The sequence below is a fragment of the Gluconacetobacter tumulisoli genome (genome assembly GCF_014174155.1).
In the GTDB taxonomy this organism is placed as follows: Bacteria; Pseudomonadota; Alphaproteobacteria; order Acetobacterales; family Acetobacteraceae; genus Gluconacetobacter; species Gluconacetobacter tumulisoli.
Window position 1 is genome coordinate 35,276 of the sequence record NZ_JABEQM010000021.1, and the last position, 17,667, is coordinate 52,942.

The following is a 17,667-nucleotide window of genomic DNA, read 5'->3' on the forward strand; positions in this document are numbered from 1 at the left end:
CCGTGCCCCTCGCCGACCGGATTTCAAAGGCGACGCCTTTGATGGGGTTCAAGGGGCAACGCCCCTTGGGCCGGCGCCCCGTCAGTCCACGCTAACGAAGGACGCAGCCGGATAACCCTGGGCGAACAGCAGGGTGCGCAGGGTGGTATGATCGACGCGGTTGGTCACTGCCGCGCGTACGATCGGCTTGCCGTGGAAGGCGATGCCCAGCCCGGCCTCGCGCAGCATGGCCAGGTCGTTGGCGCCGTCACCGACGGCCATGGTGGCGGCAGGCTTCAGCCGGCCGGCCTCGGCCAGGCGATGCAGGTGCGCGCGCTTGGCGTCCGGGCCCAGGATCGGTGTGCCGACCTCGCCGGTCAGGGTGCCGTCCCGGCTTTCCAGCACGTTGGCATGATGTTCGGAAAACCCGCACAGCGCCGCGACCCGGCCGGTGAAGAAGGTGAAGCCCCCCGACACCAGCGCGGTGTGCGCGTTGCGCGCACGCATCGTGGCCACCAGTTCGCGCGCGCCTTCGTTCAGCCGCACATCCTTCCATGCGGTGTCCAGCAGCGAGGCCGGCAGGCCCTTCAGCAGGCCGACCCGCTCACGCAGCGCGGATTCGAAATCGATCTCGCCATTCATCGACCGCCGCGTGATCTCGGCGATGCGCTCGCCGATCCCGGCATGGGCGGCCAGGTCGTCCAGGGTCTCGTTCGCGACGATGGTGCTGTCCATATCCGCGACCAGAAGCCCTTTGCGTCGTCCGCGCGAACGCGTCAGAAGGGTGTCGACATGGCGGGGGCCGAAGACCGCGCGGATCGTGTCCAGCGTCGGCATGCCCGGCCCGGGGGCGGGACAGGGGATATCCACGGCCTCACCGGGTGACAGGATGACGGGCGCGCCGCCCTTGACCATGTCGCGCGCGGCGCGGACCTGGGCGTCGGTCAGGGTCGTGGCGTCGCGGCGGGCGACGAGCGTAAGGGTATGGGACAGCGACATGACGCAAGGCGTGTGGCAGGGATGACGGCATGACGCAAGCGGCGGATGGGCCCGCGCGGCCGGTCGTGGTGATCGCGGGGCCGACCTGTTCGGGGAAATCGGCGCTGGCCCTGGCGGTTGCGCGCGCGGTCCGGGGGATGATCGTCAACGCGGATTCCATGCAGGTCTATCGTGACCTGCGGATCTTGACCGCCCGTCCGTCGCCGGCGGACGAGGACGCGGTGCCGCATCGCCTGTATGGGGTGCTGCCGGCCGCGGAAACCGGCAGCGTCGCGTGGTGGCGCCAGCGGGCGGTCGCGGAAATCGAGGCCGCGTGGGCCGAAGCCCGGGTTCCGGTGCTGTGCGGCGGCACGGGCATGTATCTGCGGGCGCTGACCGACGGCCTGACGGACATCCCCGATCCCGGTCCCGCCGCCCGGGCGGAGGCCCGGGCGCTGGCCGCGGCCGAAGGCCCTGCCGCCCTGCATGCCCGCCTGGCGGAAGTGGATCCCGAGAGCGCCGCCACGCTGCATCCCGCCGACACCCAGCGGATCGCCCGTGCGTGGGAGGTCTGGTCCGGCACCGGACGGGGCATCGCCCGCTGGCGGCGGGAGGCGACGCTGCCGCCGCTGGCCTGCCGTTTCGTCGCCATACGCCTGGATCCGCCACGCGACATGCTGCGTGCGGCGATCGCGGTCCGGTTCGCGGCGATGGTGCGGGCCGGCGCGCTGGACGAGGTCCGCGCCCTGCTGGCCCGGGATCTGTCGCCCGCGTTGCCGGCGATGCGGGCGCACGGCGTCCCCGAACTGGCCGCCCATCTGCGGGGCGAGATCACGCTGGACGAGGCCGAACGCCGCGCGGTCCTGGCCACCGGGCGCTATACGCGGCGGCAATCGACCTGGTTCGGCCACCATTCCCTGGCCGCGCCCGATGACAGTCGGGTGATCGGGACAAGAATATCCGCGGATGCGCAACAAATGGAAAGAAACGACGACGATATCGTTTCTTTTATTCTAAACCGGATTGACGCGGGCCGGAGCATTCCCTAAACCCACCCGACATTCCGTCCGGATGGGCCTCGCTGGGGGCCCTCCTGAACACGCCGGACGGAGGAGCCAGGGATATGAACGCGACACCGAACCTGAACGATCTGAAGCCGAACGCACGCGCCGCGGCAGGGGACGTCGTCCTCTCCGGGGCCGAAGTCCTGCTCCGCGTTCTCGTCGACCAGGGTGTCGAGGTCGTCTTCGGCTATCCGGGCGGGGCGGTGCTGCCGATCTATGACGCGCTGTTCCGGCAGAACGCGATCCGCCACGTGCTGGTCCGGCACGAGCAGGCGGCCGTGCATGCGGCCGAGGCCTACGCCCGCTCCACCGGCAAGGTTGGCGTGGTGCTGGTCACCAGCGGCCCCGGCGCCACCAACGCGGTGACCGGGCTGGTCGACGCGCTGATGGATTCCATTCCGGTCGTCTGCTTCTCGGGCCAGGTCGGCGTGCCGCTGATCGGCACCGATGCGTTCCAGGAGGCCGACACCACGGGCATCACCCGCCCGGCGACCAAGCATAATTACCTGGTGCGGCGCGCGGGCGACCTGGCCCGCGTGGTGCATGAGGCCTTCCATATCGCGCGCAGCGGCCGTCCCGGCCCGGTGCTGGTGGACCTGCCGAAGAACCTGACCGTGGGCCCCGCGCCCTATCAGCCGGCGTCCCGCGCCCCGCACCCGTCCTACCGTCCGCGCACCGAACCGGATCGCGAGGCGGTGGCGCGCGCGGTCGCCGCGATGAAGGGGGCGAAGCGTCCCCTGTTCTATACCGGCGGCGGCATCATCAATTCCGGTCCCCGCGCCAGCGAGGCGCTGGGCCGCCTGGTACGGATGACGGGCTTTCCCTGCACCTCCACCCTGATGGGGCTGGGGGCGTTCCCCACCACCGACCGGCAGTTCCTGGGCATGCTGGGCATGCACGGCACCTACGAGGCCAATCTGGCCACCCATGGGTGCGACGTCCTGGTGGCGCTGGGCGCGCGCTTCGACGACCGCGTCACGGGGCGGCTGGATGCGTTCTCGCCCGATTCGTTCAAGATCCACGCCGATATCGACCCGTCGCAGATCAACAAGATCGTGCAGGTCGACGTGCCGGTCCTGGGCGACGCCGGCCGGATCATCGAGATGATGATCGAGGAATGGGCCCGCCAGTCCGAAATCCCCGACAGCGCGGCGCTGGCGCAATGGTGGCAGCAGATCGACGCCTGGCGCGGGATCCGCAGCCTGCATTTCGAGCAGGACATGACGCCGTCGGCGATCATCCGCCCGCAGCACGCGGTGCGCCGCCTGTACGAACTGGCCATGGAAACCGGCCGCGACACCTATGTCTCGACCGAGGTCGGCCAGCACCAGATGTGGGCGGCCCAGCATTTCCAGTTCGACCGCCCGAACCGCTGGCTGACCTCGGGCGGCCTGGGCACGATGGGCTATGGCCTGCCGGCGGCGGTCGGCGCGCAGATCGCCCATCCCGACGCGCTGGTCATCGACATCGCGGGCGAAGCCTCGACCCTGATGAACATCCAGGAACTGGGAACGATCGCGCAATATCGCCTGCCGGTGAAGCTGTTCATCCTCAACAACCAGTATATGGGCATGGTCCGGCAGTGGCAGGAACTGCTGCACGGGTCGCGCTATTCCGAAAGCTACAGCGCCGCCCTGCCGGATTTCGTCCGCCTGGCCGAAAGCTTCCACGCCCGCGGCATGCGCGCCACCTGCGTGGGCGAACTGGACGACGTGATCCGCGCGATGCTGGCCGAACCCGGTGCGGTGGTCGCCGACATCAGCGTGGCGCAGGACGAGAACTGCTACCCGATGATCCCGTCCGGGGCCGCCCACAACCAGATGCTGCTTGGGCCGGAGCAGGACGGCGAGGTCAAGGTCAGTGCCGAGGGACGCATGCTGGTCTGACGGACGCGCCCATGCTTCCGGCCGGATGAGTCGGCCGGACCTTCTTTTTTCCAGTCGGTTGCGGGGTGACGGGGCCCCGCGCCGATATCCATGCAGGAACGGACACATCATGACCACGCAGGAGGAGACGACGATCTCCGCGGTCATTTCCATTCTGGTCGAGAACGAGAGCGGCGTGCTGGCCCGCGTCATCGGCCTGTTTTCGGGGCGCGGCTACAATATCGAAAGCCTGACGGTGGCACCGGTCGAGGAATCGCGCCACCAGTCGCGCATCAATATCGTGACGTCGGGCACGCCGCAGGTGATCGAGCAGATCAAGGCCCAGGTCGGGCGGCTGGTCCCGGTCTACCGCGTGTCGGACCTCACCACGCTCGGCCCCCATGTCGCGCGTGAAATGGCGCTGGTGAAGGTGGTGTCCTCGGGCGAATCCCGGACCGAGGCCCTGCGCATCGCCGAGGCATTCCGCGCCCGCGCCGTCGACACGACGGCCACATCCTTCGTTTTCGAGCTGACCGGCGCGACCGACAAGCTCGATTCGTTCATCGACCTGATGCGTCCCCTCGGCCTGGCCGAGGTCTCCCGCACCGGGGTCGCCGCCATCGTCCGGGGCCCCCGGACGATCTGACGCCCCCGGCCGGTCCCGACGCACGGGTCTTTTCGCTTTCTATCGTTGCAACAGGAGTATTTTCCATGCGCGTGTATTACGATCGCGACGCCGACGTGAACCTGATCAAGTCCAAGAAGGTCGCGATCATCGGCTATGGCAGCCAGGGCCACGCCCACGCCAACAACCTGAAGGACAGCGGCGTCACCGACATGGTGATCGGCCTGCGTCCGGGTTCCACCGCGGTGGCCAAGGCCGAGGCCGCGGGCTTCAAGGTGATGGGCCCGTCCGAGGCCGCCGCCTGGGCCGACGTCGTCATGGTCCTGACGCCGGACGAGGGCCAGGGCGCGCTGTATGCCGAGCATCTGGAAAAGAACCTGAAGCCGGGCGCGGCGCTGGCCTTCGCGCATGGCCTGGCGATCCATTTCCGCATCATCGAGGCCCGTCCCGACCTGGACGTGTTCCTGATCGCGCCCAAGGGCCCGGGCCATACCGTGCGTTCGGAATACCAGCGCGGCGGCGGCGTGCCCTCGCTGGTCGCCGTGGCGCAGAACGCGTCGGGCAATGCGCTGGAAATCGCCCTGTCCTATGCCTCGGCCAACGGCGGCGGCCGCGCCGGCATCATCGAGACGTCCTTCAAGGAAGAGGTCGAGACCGACCTGTTCGGCGAGCAGGTGGTGCTGTGCGGCGGCATGGTCGAACTGATCCGCGCCGGGTTCGAAACGCTGGTCGAGGCCGGCTACGCCCCCGAGATGGCGTATTTCGAGTGCCTGCACGAAACGAAGCTGATCGTCGACCTGATCTATGAGGGCGGCATCGCGAACATGAACTATTCCATCTCGAACACCGCCGAATATGGCGAATACGCCACCGGCCCGCGCATCGTGACGCCGGAGACGAAGGCCGAGATGAAGCGCGTCCTGACCGATATCCAGGACGGCACGTTCGTGCGCAACTTCATCCTGGAAAACCAGTCCGGCAATGTCGGCTTCAAGGCGATCCGCGCCCGCAACAACGCCCACCAGATCGAACAGGTCGGCGAGAAGCTGCGCGCCATGATGCCGTGGATCGGCAAGAACAAGCTGGTCGACAAGACCCGCAACTGATCTCGACGAGTCGGGTCCAGGGGACACAGTCCCCTGGACCCCATCAAGGGCCTGCCTTTGAAATCCGGTCGTTGAGCGGCTTTCGGCCGCGAATCTGCGGCGGGGCGGTTTTCAGATCCGTCCGTAGCCGTAGGTGGTCGTCGGCAGGGGACCAAGCCGGTAGGGCATGGCGGCCTGCGGCGACTGGCCCGGGATATGCGGCACCAGCGTGCGGTCCGGCAGCATGTCGTAGGTATCGTACTGCGTGCCAGGCAGCCCCTTCAAATGAAGGCGCGTCCAGGCCTGCCCGTCGGCAGTCCCGGATTCCAGTTCCCAGTGATCGCTGTAGAAGACGCTCGACGCGCCCTGCAGCAGGGCGGCCGGATTAAGCGGCGTCATCCGCATCCGATAGGTCCCCTCGCGCACGTCGGGGGTGCCTTCCAGGACGAGCTGCACATTGCGTTCGTACCCGATGGCGCCGTCGGGCTGATATCCCGACCACTGGCCATAGATGGGGCCGGTCGGACCGAAGCATCCCCCCAATGTCGCGGCCAGCACGATGGCCCCGATCGCGCCCCGGATGTGTCGCGCGTGCCGGACGACATGATGGCGCATGGCCGGACCCTTTTCTGTGCAACGGTATCGCATGGCGATGGCCTATACAGCAGTGCCGTCCGGGGCGCATCCGGCTGTCATTGCATTGCTTCCCGCACCTGCATGCCGTGGGGGAGGGCTGCCGGCCCTCGGCCTCACCGGCTCGTGCGTCATCCCGACGCGTCGCGCATGCTATGTGGCGGCCACGCCATGTCGTGGCCACAGACAGGAAGCAGGATATATGGTCGAGTATGTGATTCCCCCGCCCCCGCAGGCCAGCCTGGCGGTCGTGGGCGGCGACGCGCGTTTCCCGGTGCGCCGCATCTGGTGCGTGGGCCAGAATTATGCCGAACACACCCGCGAAATGGGACAGGAACCGGGTCGCGCGCCGCCTTTCTTCTTCGCCAAGCCCGCCGACGCGGTGGTGCCCGGCGGCGGGGTGCTGCCGTTCCCGGTGAAGACGTCGAACCTGCATCACGAGGTCGAACTGATCGTGGCGATCGGCCAGGGCGGGCGGGACATCCCGGTCGCCGACGCCCTGTCGCATGTCTATGGCTACGCGCTCGGCCTCGACATGACGCGGCGCGACCTGCAGGCCGAAGCCAAGAAGGCCGGCCGGCCCTGGGCATTGGCCAAGGGGTTCGACCAGTCCTGCCCGATCGGTCCCGTCATGCCGGCGGATCGGATGGGTTCGCCGGACGCGGGCCGGATCGCCCTCGCCGTAAATGGTGAAATCCGGCAGCAGGGCGACCTGGCGGACATGATCTGGCCGGTGGCCGAAATCGTCTCGCAGCTCAGCGCCTTCGTGGCGCTGGCCCCGGGCGACCTGATCATGACCGGCACGCCCGCGGGCGTGGGCGCGGTACGGCCCGGCGACGTGCTGCATGCGACCTGCGACGGCCTCGGCGCACTGGATGTGACCTACGGCGCCTGATTGCGACGACGGCGTCGCCTCCGGAACCCGGGGGCTTCAAAAAACGAACGGGATGCAAGGGCCCCGGCCCTTGCCGGGTTCGGGCAGCGCCCGACCTTCCTTTTCCACCGGGCACCTACGGGAACTCGCCCGGATGCAGCAACTCGCTCATGAACAGGGCGATCTTGTGCGACTGGGCGGTGCTGACGGTATGGATGGCGTAGAAGGTGACCGGGTCGGGCTCCCAGGCCTCCATCACCGTCTCCAGCCGGCCGGCGCGCAGATGGTCCTCGACCTCCCACAATGATTTCTGGGCCAGGCCCAGCCCGTCCAGCGCCCATTGGACGGGCAATTCCGAATTGCTGGATGCCAGCACGCCGTCGACCCGCAGGATGCGGATGTCCTCCCCCCGGCCGAACCGCCATTCCCCGCGGCACTGGCCGGTCATGTTGGCGACCAGGCAGGCATGGCGGGCCAGGTCGCCCGGCGTCTCGGGTCGCCCATGCCGCGCCAGGTAGCCGGGGCTGGCCACCAGCACCCGCCGGCTTTCCATCAGCCGTCGCCCGGTCAGCGTGGTATCGACGACGGGGGCCGCGCGGATGGCGATGTCATATCCCTCGCCCACGATGTCCGTCATCCGGTCTTCCAGCGCCAGATGGACGCGCATGTCGGGATGGCGCCGGGCGAACCCGGCGACGAACGGTGCCAGGCGGATGCGGCCGAACGGCACGGGCGCGGTGACGCGCAACATGCCGCCGGGGGCGTTCACGGTGGCGCGGACCCGCGCCTCCATCCCGGCGGTGGCCGCCATGATGGCGGTGGCCTCGTCCAGATAGATCCGCCCCGCCTCGGTCAGGGTCTGGCGGCGCGTGGTGCGGACCAGCAGGCGTGTGCCCAGCCGGCGTTCCAGACGCGACAGCCGGTCGCTGACGACCGATGGCGCCAGCCCCAGATGGCGGGCCGCTGCCGACAGGCCCCCCTGGCGGACGATCTCGACGAAAATCTCCATCTCGTCCGCGTCGCGCATCGATCCTTCGCCTTTTCCGGAAGCTGTTTTCCGGATTTGACGGTTATCATTCCCCGGCGGCGGCGCCCATAGTCCCCAGGGATATTCGATCATATTCGACCGGGAGACCTACCATGCAGTATCGCCAGCTCGGCCGCTCCGGCCTGCGCGTATCCGTCTTCACCCTCGGGACGATGACGTTCGGCGGCAAGGGCGCCTTCGCCAAGACCGGCAGCACGGACGTGGCGGGCGCCAAGCGGCAGATCGACATGTGCATCGAGGCCGGCATCAACATGTTCGATACCGCCGACGTCTATTCCTCCGGCGTGTCCGAGGAAATCCTGGGCGAGGCGCTGAAGGGCCGCCCGCAGGAGATCCTGGTCGGCACCAAGGCCCGCTTCCACATGGGGCCGGGGCAGAATGACGCCGGGTCCTCGCGCTATCATATCGTCAGCGCGTGCGAGGCCAGCCTCCGCCGGCTGGGACGCGATCACATCGACCTGTATTATCTGCACGAATGGGACGGGCAGACCCCGCTGGACGAAACGCTGGAGGCCCTGGACACCCTGACCCGCTCGGGCAAGATCCGCTATGCCGGGGTGTCCAATTTCTCGGGCTGGCACATCATGAAGGCGCTGGGCACGGCGGAACGCAACCGCCTGATCGCCCCGGTGTCGCAGCAGATCTATTATTCGCTGCAGGCGCGCGAGGCCGAGTACGAATTGCTGCCGCTGGCCCTCGACCAGGGTCTCGGCGTCCAGGTCTGGAGCCCGATGGCGGGCGGCCTGCTGTCGGGCAAGCACCGGCGCGGCAAGCCGGAACCCGAGGGCACGCGCCAGCTGGCCCAGTGGAACGAACCGCCGGTCTATGACATCGAAAAGCTGTATGACGTGGTCGAGGTCCTGGTGGCGATCGGCGCGGAACGCGGGGTGTCGGCGGCCCAGGTGGCGCTGGCCTGGGTGGCGCATCGCCCGGCCATTACCTCGGTGGTGATCGGGGCCCGTACCGACGCGCAGCTTGCCGACAATCTGAAGGCCGCCGAACTGGCGCTCTCGGCCGAGGAAATGGCCCGGCTGGACAAGGCCAGCGCACCGCCGCTGATCTATCCCTACTGGCACCAGGCCAGCACATCGTCGGACCGGTTGTCGGCGGCGGATCTGCTGCTGCTCGGCCCGTCGATCAAGACGGCATAGCGGCGGTGCCCCGCTCCACCTTCGTGGCGATGGGCGTGGCCTGCGCCGCCCTCGTTGCGGCGTCCCCGGCCCGGGCAGCCGGGTCCCCGATCATCACGACCCAGAAACTGTCATGGGAACTTGCCGAACGCCTGGCCGCGACGGCGGTGCGGATCTGTGCCGCGCGCGGATGGTCGGTGACGGCGGCGGTGGTCGACCCTTCGGGACACGAACAGGTCATCATCAAGGGCGATACCGTGCCGCTGCAATCGCTGTCGGTGTCCTATCGCAAGGCCTATACGGCTTATGCCTACGGCCTGGCCTTCGACAAGGATACGACCAGCGCCCTGATCGCGGCGAAGGTGACGGGCCCGGAAAACGGGGCCCTGAACACGATTCCGCAGGTTCTGTTCGTGCCCGGCGGCGCGCTGATCCGCCGGGCCGACCGGACGATCCTGGGGGGCGTCGGGGTATCCGGCGCCCCCGGCGGCGACAAGGACGAGGCCTGTGCCGTCGACGCGCTGAAGGAAGTCTCCCCGCAGTTCCGCTAGGCCGGCGTCCGGGGTGGTGGGCGGCGGCCTTGCGTGGCGGCGGAAAGGCGGCAATGTTTGTAACATGAAACGTCTCTCCGGCTTGCGCGCCCGCCTGCGCCCCTGTCTCGTTCCCGCCCTGTCCGCCGTGCTGTGCCTGGGGACCATGCACGCCCCGATGGCCGCAGCCCCCGGCGGCCTGCCCCATCCGGACCAGGCGATGCTGCGCCAGACGGTGACGGCGATGGTCGGGTTCGGTACGCGGCACACGCTGTCCACCACGACGGACGCGGGGCGCGGGATCGGGGCGGCGCGGCGCTGGGTGGCCGATCGGTTCGCGACCTATGGCGCGGCCTGCGGCGGCTGCCTGTCGGTCGAGACGATCGGCGACCGCTTCACCGGCCCGCGCGCGCCGGATGGTGTGCGGGTGGAAGACGTGCTGGCGGTACAGAAGGGCACGACCGATCCCGACCGCGTGGTGATCGTGCAGGCCCATATCGACAGCCGCGTGAACGATGTGATGGACGCGACCACCGACGCGCCCGGTGCCAATGACGACGCGTCGGGCGTGGCGCTGGTGATGGAGGCCGCGCGCCTGCTGTCGCGGCAGCATTTCCCCGCCACGATCGTCTATGCCGTGCTGTCGGGCGAGGAGCAGGGATTGTGGGGCGGCGAATTGCTGGCCCGTACGGCCAAGGCGCGCGGGTGGCAAGTGGCCGGCGTGCTGAACAACGACATCGTCGGCAATACCCATGGCATCGGGGGGGAGCACGTCGATAATCGCGTTCGCGTATTCAGCGAGGGTATCCGCGCGGCTGCCGATGCCGCCGGCATCAAGGCGCAGCGCGCGACGGGGGGTGAGGACGATTCGCCGTCCCGCGCGCTGGCGAAGGCGGTGGTGATGGGGGCGGAGGCACATCCGGGCCTCGGGCTGTCGGTGCTGGCGGTACGGCGGCCCGACCGTTTCATGCGCGGTGGGGACCATATTCCCTTCCTGGCCGAGGGCTTTCCGGCCGTCCGCTTTACCGAGGCGGTCGAGGATTACGACCGCCAGCACCAGCGTGTGCGGGTCGAGGCCGGCCGCCAGTATGGCGACACCATCGCGTTCGTGGATTTCCCGTATCTGGCGCGGGTCACGGCGTTGAACATGCTGGTGCTGTCCGACCTGGCAGCCGCCCCCGCGGCGCCCGCCACGGCGACGATCGCCGGTGCGCTGTCGGACGACACGACGGTGACCTGGGCGGTCGTTCCTGGGGCCGTGTCCTATCGCGTGCGCTGGCGTCTCGCCGACGGGACGGTCTGGACGGACCGGCGCGATACGCCTGCGAACGCGACGTCGCTGGTGCTGAAGAACGTGAATATCGACGATCATGTCTTCGGTGTATCGGCCCTTTCCGCGACGGGGGCCGAAAGCCTCGTGACCTTCGCCGGCATGCCGCCGCGCCCGATTCCCGGCCATACACGCTGACGTCGCGCGCTTACGGAACCTGTCGTTGATCCACGCCCGGGGACCAGGGCCCCGGGCCCTGTCAGGCCCGGCGAAAGGCCGCCCCGTTCCGACGTATCATTGCGAAGAATAAATATTATTTGCAGATGATTGGGAATCTCTCTTTCCATATCACAATAAAATTAAATTTACGACATACGCGATCACCCGCGATTGTTCCGGGAACAGGCCATTGTTATAGCTGGGCCCCTGCTATATCCGAACGATCCTGCAAGGAGATCCGTCCTGCCAATCCGCCGGAAACGGCGCGGGATCGTCCTGTTTGCGCCGTGCGACGACTGTCCCGCCAGGTTCCGGTTTTCGATCGACCCTTGCGCGGCGCGTCTCTCTGCCTGTCTGCAGCATGACGGTGCGTGATTGTGCTGCGCAGCAACCAAGACAGATGAGATGACACGATCCTTCCTTCTCGCCGGCGTCGCCCTGGCGATGCTGGCGCCATGCCTTGCCATGCCCCGCCTCTCTGCAGCGCGGGCCGAGGATCATCCGATCCACGCCGACATCCCGGCCAAATCCGCCACAGGCGGGTTCGATTTTACCCCGCAGCAGAAGATTTCGGACGGCACGGTCACCGTGCGCGGGCAGAAGATCGCCTATCAGGCCGTTGCGGGCACGCTGATCGTCCATCCCCGTGACTGGGACGATGCCGCCCCGGAAAAGAAGGCCAAGCCCGAGGAAGAGCCGGTCGCGGCGATGTTCTATGTCGCCTACTTCAAGAAAGGGGCGGCAAGCACCGCGCGCCCGATCACCTTCGTCTATAATGGCGGGCCGGGTTCGGCGACGGTCTGGCTGCATATGGGCGCGTTCGGCCCGCGGCGCATCGTGACGGCGGACGACACGCATACCGCCGCCGCGCCGTACAAGCTGATCGATAATGACGATAGCCTGCTGGATGTGACGGATCTGGTCTTCATCGACGCGCCGGGCACCGGTTTCGGTCGCCTGGGCGGCAAGGACAAGGACAAGGCGTTCTACGGCACCGATCCCGATGCCTGGGCCTTCACGGATTTCATCGCCCAGTTCCTGGGCCGCTACCGCCGTTATAACTCGCCCAAATATCTGTATGGCGAAAGCTATGGCACCACCCGATCGGCCATCGTCGCCAACATGCTGAAGCAGGACAAGGAAATCGACCTGAACGGGGTAATGCTGCTGTCGCAGATCCTCGATTACGATAACAGCATCGATCGTCCGCAGAACAATCCCAGCGTCGATCAGCCCTATGTCCTGGCGCTGCCCAGCTTCGCTGCCACGGCGTGGTACCACCACAAGCTGCCGCAGCAGCCGGCGGACCTGAAGGCCTTCCTGCATGAGGTCGAGCATTTCGCCCTGACCGACTATACCAGCGCCCTGCAGGAGGGCACGGCGATTTCCGATGCGCGCTTCAACGACATCGCCGCGCGGCTGCATACCTATACGGGCCTGCCGGTCGATTACATCAAGCACGCGAACCTGCGTGTGAATGGCGGCGAGTTCGAAAAGACCCTGATGGGGGACGAAGACACCGACACCGGCCGCCTGGACAGCCGTTTCTCCGGCATTTCGATCGATCCGCTGTCGCAGCGTCCGTTCTATGATCCGATGGATTCATCGATGGGGTCGGCCTATCTGTCCACCTTCAACGATTACGCACGCGACGTGCTGCATTACGGCGGCGAAAGCCCGACTGGCGCCTATGAGGAATACAAGGTCAGCGCCCATTCCATCGGCGCCTGGTCGTTCACCCACGAACAGCCCGACAGCCCGCATTCAAACCGCGGCCTGCCCAACGTGCTGCCCGACCTGGCCATGGCGATCAAGGAAAACCCCCTGCTGAAGGTCCAGCTGAACCAGGGTTATTTCGATCTCGGTACGCCGTATTTCGAGGGCGTGTTTGAAATGCGCCATCTGCCGATCCCGCGCAAGCTGGCGGGCAATGTCGAAATCCATCAGTACATGTCGGGCCACATGGTCTATGCCCATGCGCCGGCGCTGAAGGAACTGCACGACAACGCCGCCGACTTCATCCGCCGGACCGACAACCTGCCCGGTTGATCCGCCGCGTGACCCTGCCGCCGTTGATCTGTATCATGGCGGCAGCGGGGCCGGTGCGCCTTTGCTGAAACCCGACATACGGGCGGAGGGCAAGAGAATGGCCGGGACAATGAAGGCAGCCGTCGTACGGGCGTTCGGCGCGCCCCTGACGATCGAGGAACTGGCGGTTCCGCAGATCCGGCCCGACCAGATTCTGGTGAAGATGGACGCCTGCGGGGTCTGCCATACCGACCTGCACGCCGCGCGCGGCGACTGGCCGGTGAAGCCCACGCCGCCCTTCATTCCGGGGCATGAAGGGGTGGGCCATGTGGTGGCCGTGGGCAGCGCGGTGAAATGGGTGCGCGAGGGCGATGTGGTCGGCGTGCCCTGGCTGTATTCCGCCTGCGGGCATTGCGAACATTGCCTGGGCGGGTGGGAAACGCTGTGCAAGACGCAGGACGACACCGGCTATACCGTCAACGGCTGCTTTGCCGAATATGTGGTGGCCGATCCGAATTACGTGGCGCATCTGCCCAAGGGGGTGGATCCGGTCCAAGTCGCACCGGTGCTGTGCGCGGGGCTGACGGTCTACAAGGGCCTGAAGATGACCGATGCCCGCCCGGGCCAGTGGGTGGCGGTCTCGGGCGTGGGCGGGCTGGGGCAGATGGCGGTGCAGTATGGCGTGGCCATGGGCCTGAACGTGATTGCCGTCGATATCGACGACGGCAAGCTGGCGACGGCCCGTACACTGGGGGCGGCTCTGACGGTCAATGCGGCCCAGACCGATCCCGCCGCCTTCATCCAGGATCATGTGGGCGGCGCGCACGGCACGCTGGTGACGGCGGTGTCGCGCAGCGCCTTCGCGCAGGCCATGGGCTACGCCCGACGGGGCGGAACGATCGTGCTGAACGGCCTGCCCCCGGGTGAATTCCCGATTTCGATCTTCGACATGGTGATGGCAGGCACGACGGTGCGGGGATCCATCGTCGGCACCCGCCTGGACATGATCGAGGCCCTGTCCTTCTTCGCCGACGGCAAGGTCCGCACTGTGGTGGCCCCGGAACGGTTGGAGAACATCAATCGCATCTTCGACGATCTGGAACACGGCACAGTACAGGGCCGCATGGTGATCGACTTCCGGAACTGAGGCGGGCGACGTCCCTAACCCACAGATTATCATGGATTTTATGGACGAACGCGATGCAAGGGCCTCGGCCCTTGCCGGGTTCGGGCGGAGCCCGACCTTCCCCGGCCGAGCGGGGGGCTGCCATCCCGCCCGCCCATGGCTTTCCTCTTGTCATAACGCCTGCGGCATCCCATCTCGGAATCGTTCCGGTGACGCCGCTGCCTCGAGAAGGGGCGATGTCGCCGGCTGACAGGTCGCCTGAGTGAAAGGGACATGGGATAATGAATATCGAGAAATTCACCGAACGGTCGCGCGGCTTCCTCCAGGCCGCGCAAACCATCGCGGTGCGGGAATACAATCAACAGCTGACGCCGGAGCATCTGCTCAAGGCCCTGCTGGATGACGAGGAAGGGGCCGCGTCAGCGCTGATCCGCGCGGCGGGCGGCCAGACGCCGGCGGTCGTGTCGGCGGTCGAGGCTGCGCTGGCGAAACTGCCCCGCGTGCAGGGTGGCGGCGCCGGGCAGCCGCAGGCCACGCCGGACCTGGTCCGGCTGCTGGATGCGGCGCAGCAATCGGCCCAGAAGGCCGGCGACGAATATGTGGCGCAGGACCGGCTGCTGGTCGCCATCGCGGCGTCCGACACGCCGGCCGGTCGCGCGCTGCGTGACGGGGGTGCCACCCCGCAGGCACTGGACAAGGCCGTGGCGGCCATCCGCAAGGGACGTACCGTGACCAGCGAGAACGCCGAGGCCGGCTTCGACGCGCTGAAGAAATATGCCCGTGACGTGACCGAGGTCGCGCAGCAGGGCAAGCTGGACCCCGTCATCGGGCGGGATGAGGAAATCCGGCGCGCGATCCAGGTCCTGGCGCGGCGCAGCAAGAACAATCCCGTGCTGATCGGTGAGCCCGGGGTGGGCAAGACCGCGATCGTCGAGGGGCTGGCCCTGCGGATCGTGAATGGCGACGTGCCCGAGGCGCTGAAGAACAAGAAGCTGCTGTCCCTCGATCTCGGCGCGCTGGTCGCCGGGGCGAAGTTCAGGGGTGAGTTCGAGGAACGGCTGAAGGCCGTCCTGAAGGAAATCGAGAGCGCCGAGGGACAGGTCATCCTGTTCATCGACGAGATGCACACGCTGGTCGGCGCCGGCCGGTCCGACGGCGCGATGGATGCGTCCAACCTCATCAAGCCGGAACTGGCCCGCGGCACGCTGCATTGCATCGGCGCCACGACGCTGGACGAATATCGCAAATATATCGAAAAGGACGCCGCCCTGGCCCGCCGGTTCCAGCCGGTCTATGTCGGCGAACCGTCTGTGGCCGACACGATCTCGATCCTGCGCGGCATCAAGGAGAAGTACGAACTCCATCACGGCGTGCGGATCACCGATAACGCGCTGGTGGCGGCGGCGACGCTGTCCAACCGCTACATCACCGACCGCTTCCTGCCCGACAAGGCGATCGATTTGATGGACGAGGCCGCCAGTCGGCTGCGCATGCAGATCGACAGCAAGCCCGAGGAACTGGACGAACTCGACCGCCGCCTGATCCAGCTCAAGATCGAGCGCGAGGCCATCCGCAAGGAAGAGGATTCGGCCAGCCGCGAACGGCTGGTGAAGCTGGAGGCCGAACTGGCGGAGATCGAGGAAAAATCGAACGCCATGTCGGCCGCCTGGCACGCCGAGAAGGACCGGGTGAACGCGGTCCAGAAGCTGAAGGAACAGCTCGATCAGGCGCGTTCGGATGTCGAGGTGGCGCAGCGCCGCGGCGATCTGGGGCGGGCGTCCGAACTGATGTACGGTGTTATCCCCGGCCTGGAAGATCAGATCGCCCGCGCGCAGGAGGAGATCGAGGGGGCGGCTGAAGGGGCCGGCCTGGTCAGCGAGGCCGTGACCGAACAGGGCATCGCCGCGATCGTTTCGCGCTGGACCGGCGTGCCGGTGGACCGGATGCTGGAGGGCGAGCGTGCCAAGCTGCTGCGGATGGAGGACGAACTGCGCCGCAGCGTCGTCGGCCAGGAAGCGGCGCTGACGGCGGTGGCCCACGCCGTGCGCCGTGCCCGGGCGGGTCTGCAGGACCCCAACCGGCCTATCGGATCGTTCCTGTTCCTCGGCCCGACCGGTGTCGGCAAGACCGAACTGTGCAAGGCGCTGGCCCGCTTCCTGTTCGACGATGAAAAGGCGCTGCTGCGCGTCGACATGAGCGAGTTCATGGAGAAGCACGCGGTCTCCCGCCTGATCGGCGCCCCCCCGGGCTATGTCGGGTATGAGGAAGGCGGAGTGCTGACCGAGGCCGTGCGGCGTCGTCCCTACCAGGTGATCCTGTTCGATGAGGTCGAGAAGGCGCATGAGGACGTGTTCAACATCCTGCTGCAGGTGCTGGACGACGGACGCCTGACGGACGGGCAGGGCCGGACGGTCGATTTCCGCAACACCATCATCGTCCTGACCAGCAATCTGGGATCCGACGTGCTGGCCCACCTGCCGGACAATGAATCGACTGACAGGGTGCAAGCCGAGGTGATGAAGGTGGTGCGGGATCATTTCCGGCCGGAATTCCTCAACCGGTTGGACGAGATCATCCTGTTCTCGCGCCTGCAGCGCGCCGACATGACCCGGATCGTCGATATCCAGATTGCCCGCCTGCGCAAGCTGCTGGACGACCGGCATATCGAACTGACGCTGGACGAGGCCGCCCATCTGTGGCTGGCCGAGGAAGGCTACGATCCGGTCTATGGGGCGCGTCCGCTCAAGCGGGTGATCCAGCGGACATTGCAGAACCCGCTGGCCGGCCTGCTGCTGGAAGGCACCATCCATGATGGGGAAACGGTGCGCGTGTCGGCTGACGATGACGGGCTGACCATCAACGGCAAGCCGATCGGCGCGTCCTGACGGCAAGGGGAAGGGTGGTTTCCGCCTTTCCCTGCCTCCGGTCCCGGGGCTGACGAAAAAAATTCATCATTCTTTCGGCCCGCCTGGGGGGACGGGGGGCAGAAATGGCGGTTTTCCGGCGGAAGCAGCGATTTTTGGCAGGCGAGACAGTGTGTTGACATCCCCCGCCAGTCCCCGTAAAAGCCGCTTCACCGAACGGCACTGCCCCTTCGGTGCTGATCTTTGACAATAGAATAGAGAGAGTTTGGAAGGGATATGTTGGCGGCGTTCTGACGACCTGGCTTAGGTTGGGTTGTTGAGGAGGATTGGGCATCTGGTTTGTTCTGGG

14 protein-coding genes are annotated in these 17,667 nt (G+C 67.2%); 11 read left to right on the forward strand and 3 right to left on the reverse strand.

All coding sequences use genetic code 11. The features are described from left to right. Window positions 1–81 precede the first annotated feature (81 nt). On the reverse strand, window positions 82–978 hold the full coding sequence (serB, locus tag HLH28_RS16965) for a phosphoserine phosphatase SerB (RefSeq protein ID WP_182961413.1): 897 nt from the start codon (window positions 976–978) through the stop codon (window positions 82–84). Window positions 979–1,007: 29 nt separating this feature from the next. Between serB and miaA the strand changes: the two genes are divergently transcribed. From miaA to ilvC, 4 genes are all read left to right on the forward strand, one after another. Then, window positions 1,008–2,006 (forward strand): tRNA (adenosine(37)-N6)-dimethylallyltransferase MiaA, encoded by a 999-nt coding sequence (gene miaA, locus HLH28_RS16970; protein ID WP_182961415.1) that lies wholly within the window; start codon window positions 1,008–1,010, stop codon window positions 2,004–2,006. A gap of 74 nt (window positions 2,007–2,080) precedes the next feature. Further along, on the forward strand, window positions 2,081–3,907 hold the full coding sequence (gene ilvB / locus HLH28_RS16975; RefSeq protein ID WP_182961417.1) for a biosynthetic-type acetolactate synthase large subunit: 1,827 nt from the start codon (window positions 2,081–2,083) through the stop codon (window positions 3,905–3,907). A 109-nt stretch (window positions 3,908–4,016) separates the two neighbouring features. After that, on the forward strand, window positions 4,017–4,532 hold the full coding sequence (gene ilvN, locus HLH28_RS16980; RefSeq protein ID WP_182961419.1) for an acetolactate synthase small subunit: 516 nt from the start codon (window positions 4,017–4,019) through the stop codon (window positions 4,530–4,532). Window positions 4,533–4,597: 65 nt separating this feature from the next. Further along, window positions 4,598–5,617 carry a ketol-acid reductoisomerase gene (ilvC, locus tag HLH28_RS16985; protein ID WP_182961421.1) on the forward strand — a complete coding sequence of 340 codons (1,020 nt, stop codon included), beginning with the start codon at window positions 4,598–4,600 and terminating at the stop codon, window positions 5,615–5,617. Between the two features lie 111 nt (window positions 5,618–5,728). On the opposite strand, the gene HLH28_RS16990 is transcribed toward ilvC, so the two are convergent. Further along, on the reverse strand, window positions 5,729–6,211 hold the full coding sequence (locus HLH28_RS16990) for a hypothetical protein (protein WP_182961423.1): 483 nt from the start codon (window positions 6,209–6,211) through the stop codon (window positions 5,729–5,731). Window positions 6,212–6,431: 220 nt separating this feature from the next. Here HLH28_RS16990 and HLH28_RS16995 point away from each other — a divergent pair, with 220 nt between their 5' ends. Beyond that, the gene (locus HLH28_RS16995; RefSeq protein WP_182961425.1) at window positions 6,432–7,124 is read left to right on the forward strand and encodes a fumarylacetoacetate hydrolase family protein; all 693 of its coding nucleotides are present in this window, start codon (window positions 6,432–6,434) and stop codon (window positions 7,122–7,124) included. Window positions 7,125–7,239: 115 nt separating this feature from the next. Here HLH28_RS16995 and HLH28_RS17000 read toward each other — a convergent pair whose 3' ends face one another. Then, on the reverse strand, window positions 7,240–8,130 hold the full coding sequence (locus tag HLH28_RS17000) for a LysR family transcriptional regulator (protein ID WP_182961427.1): 891 nt from the start codon (window positions 8,128–8,130) through the stop codon (window positions 7,240–7,242). A gap of 113 nt (window positions 8,131–8,243) precedes the next feature. On the opposite strand from HLH28_RS17000, the gene HLH28_RS17005 reads away from it, so the two are divergent. The 6 genes from HLH28_RS17005 (at window position 8,244) to clpB (ending at window position 17,339) form a co-directional block, all read left to right on the forward strand. Continuing rightward, window positions 8,244–9,302, forward strand: coding sequence for an aldo/keto reductase (locus tag HLH28_RS17005; RefSeq protein WP_182961429.1), 1,059 nt, complete (start codon window positions 8,244–8,246; stop codon window positions 9,300–9,302). A 29-nt stretch (window positions 9,303–9,331) separates the two neighbouring features. Next, window positions 9,332–9,832, forward strand: a complete 501-nt coding sequence (locus HLH28_RS17010; protein ID WP_182961446.1) for a GlcG/HbpS family heme-binding protein — start codon at window positions 9,332–9,334, stop codon at window positions 9,830–9,832. A gap of 64 nt (window positions 9,833–9,896) precedes the next feature. Further along, the gene (locus HLH28_RS17015) at window positions 9,897–11,279 is read left to right on the forward strand and encodes a M28 family peptidase (RefSeq protein ID WP_220790158.1); all 1,383 of its coding nucleotides are present in this window, start codon (window positions 9,897–9,899) and stop codon (window positions 11,277–11,279) included. 426 nt (window positions 11,280–11,705) lie between these two features. Continuing rightward, the gene (locus tag HLH28_RS17020) at window positions 11,706–13,349 is read left to right on the forward strand and encodes a S10 family peptidase (protein ID WP_182961431.1); all 1,644 of its coding nucleotides are present in this window, start codon (window positions 11,706–11,708) and stop codon (window positions 13,347–13,349) included. 97 nt (window positions 13,350–13,446) lie between these two features. Next, on the forward strand, window positions 13,447–14,475 hold the full coding sequence (adhP, locus tag HLH28_RS17025; protein ID WP_182961433.1) for an alcohol dehydrogenase AdhP: 1,029 nt from the start codon (window positions 13,447–13,449) through the stop codon (window positions 14,473–14,475). Between the two features lie 260 nt (window positions 14,476–14,735). Then, a complete protein-coding gene (gene clpB, locus HLH28_RS17030; protein ID WP_182961435.1) occupies window positions 14,736–17,339 on the forward strand; it encodes an ATP-dependent chaperone ClpB in 2,604 nt (867 codons plus the stop codon). Window positions 17,340–17,667 lie beyond the last annotated feature (328 nt).

Coding starts and splice junctions, on each gene's coding strand:
- serB (WP_182961413.1), bottom strand. CDS start 978: ATGTCGCTGTCCCATACCCTTACGCTCGTCGCCCGCCGCGACGCCACG.
- miaA (WP_182961415.1), top strand. CDS start 1,008: ATGACGCAAGCGGCGGATGGGCCCGCGCGGCCGGTCGTGGTGATCGCG.
- ilvB (WP_182961417.1), top strand. CDS start 2,081: ATGAACGCGACACCGAACCTGAACGATCTGAAGCCGAACGCACGCGCC.
- ilvN (WP_182961419.1), top strand. CDS start 4,017: ATGACCACGCAGGAGGAGACGACGATCTCCGCGGTCATTTCCATTCTG.
- ilvC (WP_182961421.1), top strand. CDS start 4,598: ATGCGCGTGTATTACGATCGCGACGCCGACGTGAACCTGATCAAGTCC.
- HLH28_RS16990 (WP_182961423.1), bottom strand. CDS start 6,211: ATGCGCCATCATGTCGTCCGGCACGCGCGACACATCCGGGGCGCGATC.
- HLH28_RS16995 (WP_182961425.1), top strand. CDS start 6,432: ATGGTCGAGTATGTGATTCCCCCGCCCCCGCAGGCCAGCCTGGCGGTC.
- HLH28_RS17000 (WP_182961427.1), bottom strand. CDS start 8,130: ATGCGCGACGCGGACGAGATGGAGATTTTCGTCGAGATCGTCCGCCAG.
- HLH28_RS17005 (WP_182961429.1), top strand. CDS start 8,244: ATGCAGTATCGCCAGCTCGGCCGCTCCGGCCTGCGCGTATCCGTCTTC.
- HLH28_RS17010 (WP_182961446.1), top strand. CDS start 9,332: ATGGGCGTGGCCTGCGCCGCCCTCGTTGCGGCGTCCCCGGCCCGGGCA.
- HLH28_RS17015 (WP_220790158.1), top strand. CDS start 9,897: ATGAAACGTCTCTCCGGCTTGCGCGCCCGCCTGCGCCCCTGTCTCGTT.
- HLH28_RS17020 (WP_182961431.1), top strand. CDS start 11,706: ATGACACGATCCTTCCTTCTCGCCGGCGTCGCCCTGGCGATGCTGGCG.
- adhP (WP_182961433.1), top strand. CDS start 13,447: ATGGCCGGGACAATGAAGGCAGCCGTCGTACGGGCGTTCGGCGCGCCC.
- clpB (WP_182961435.1), top strand. CDS start 14,736: ATGAATATCGAGAAATTCACCGAACGGTCGCGCGGCTTCCTCCAGGCC.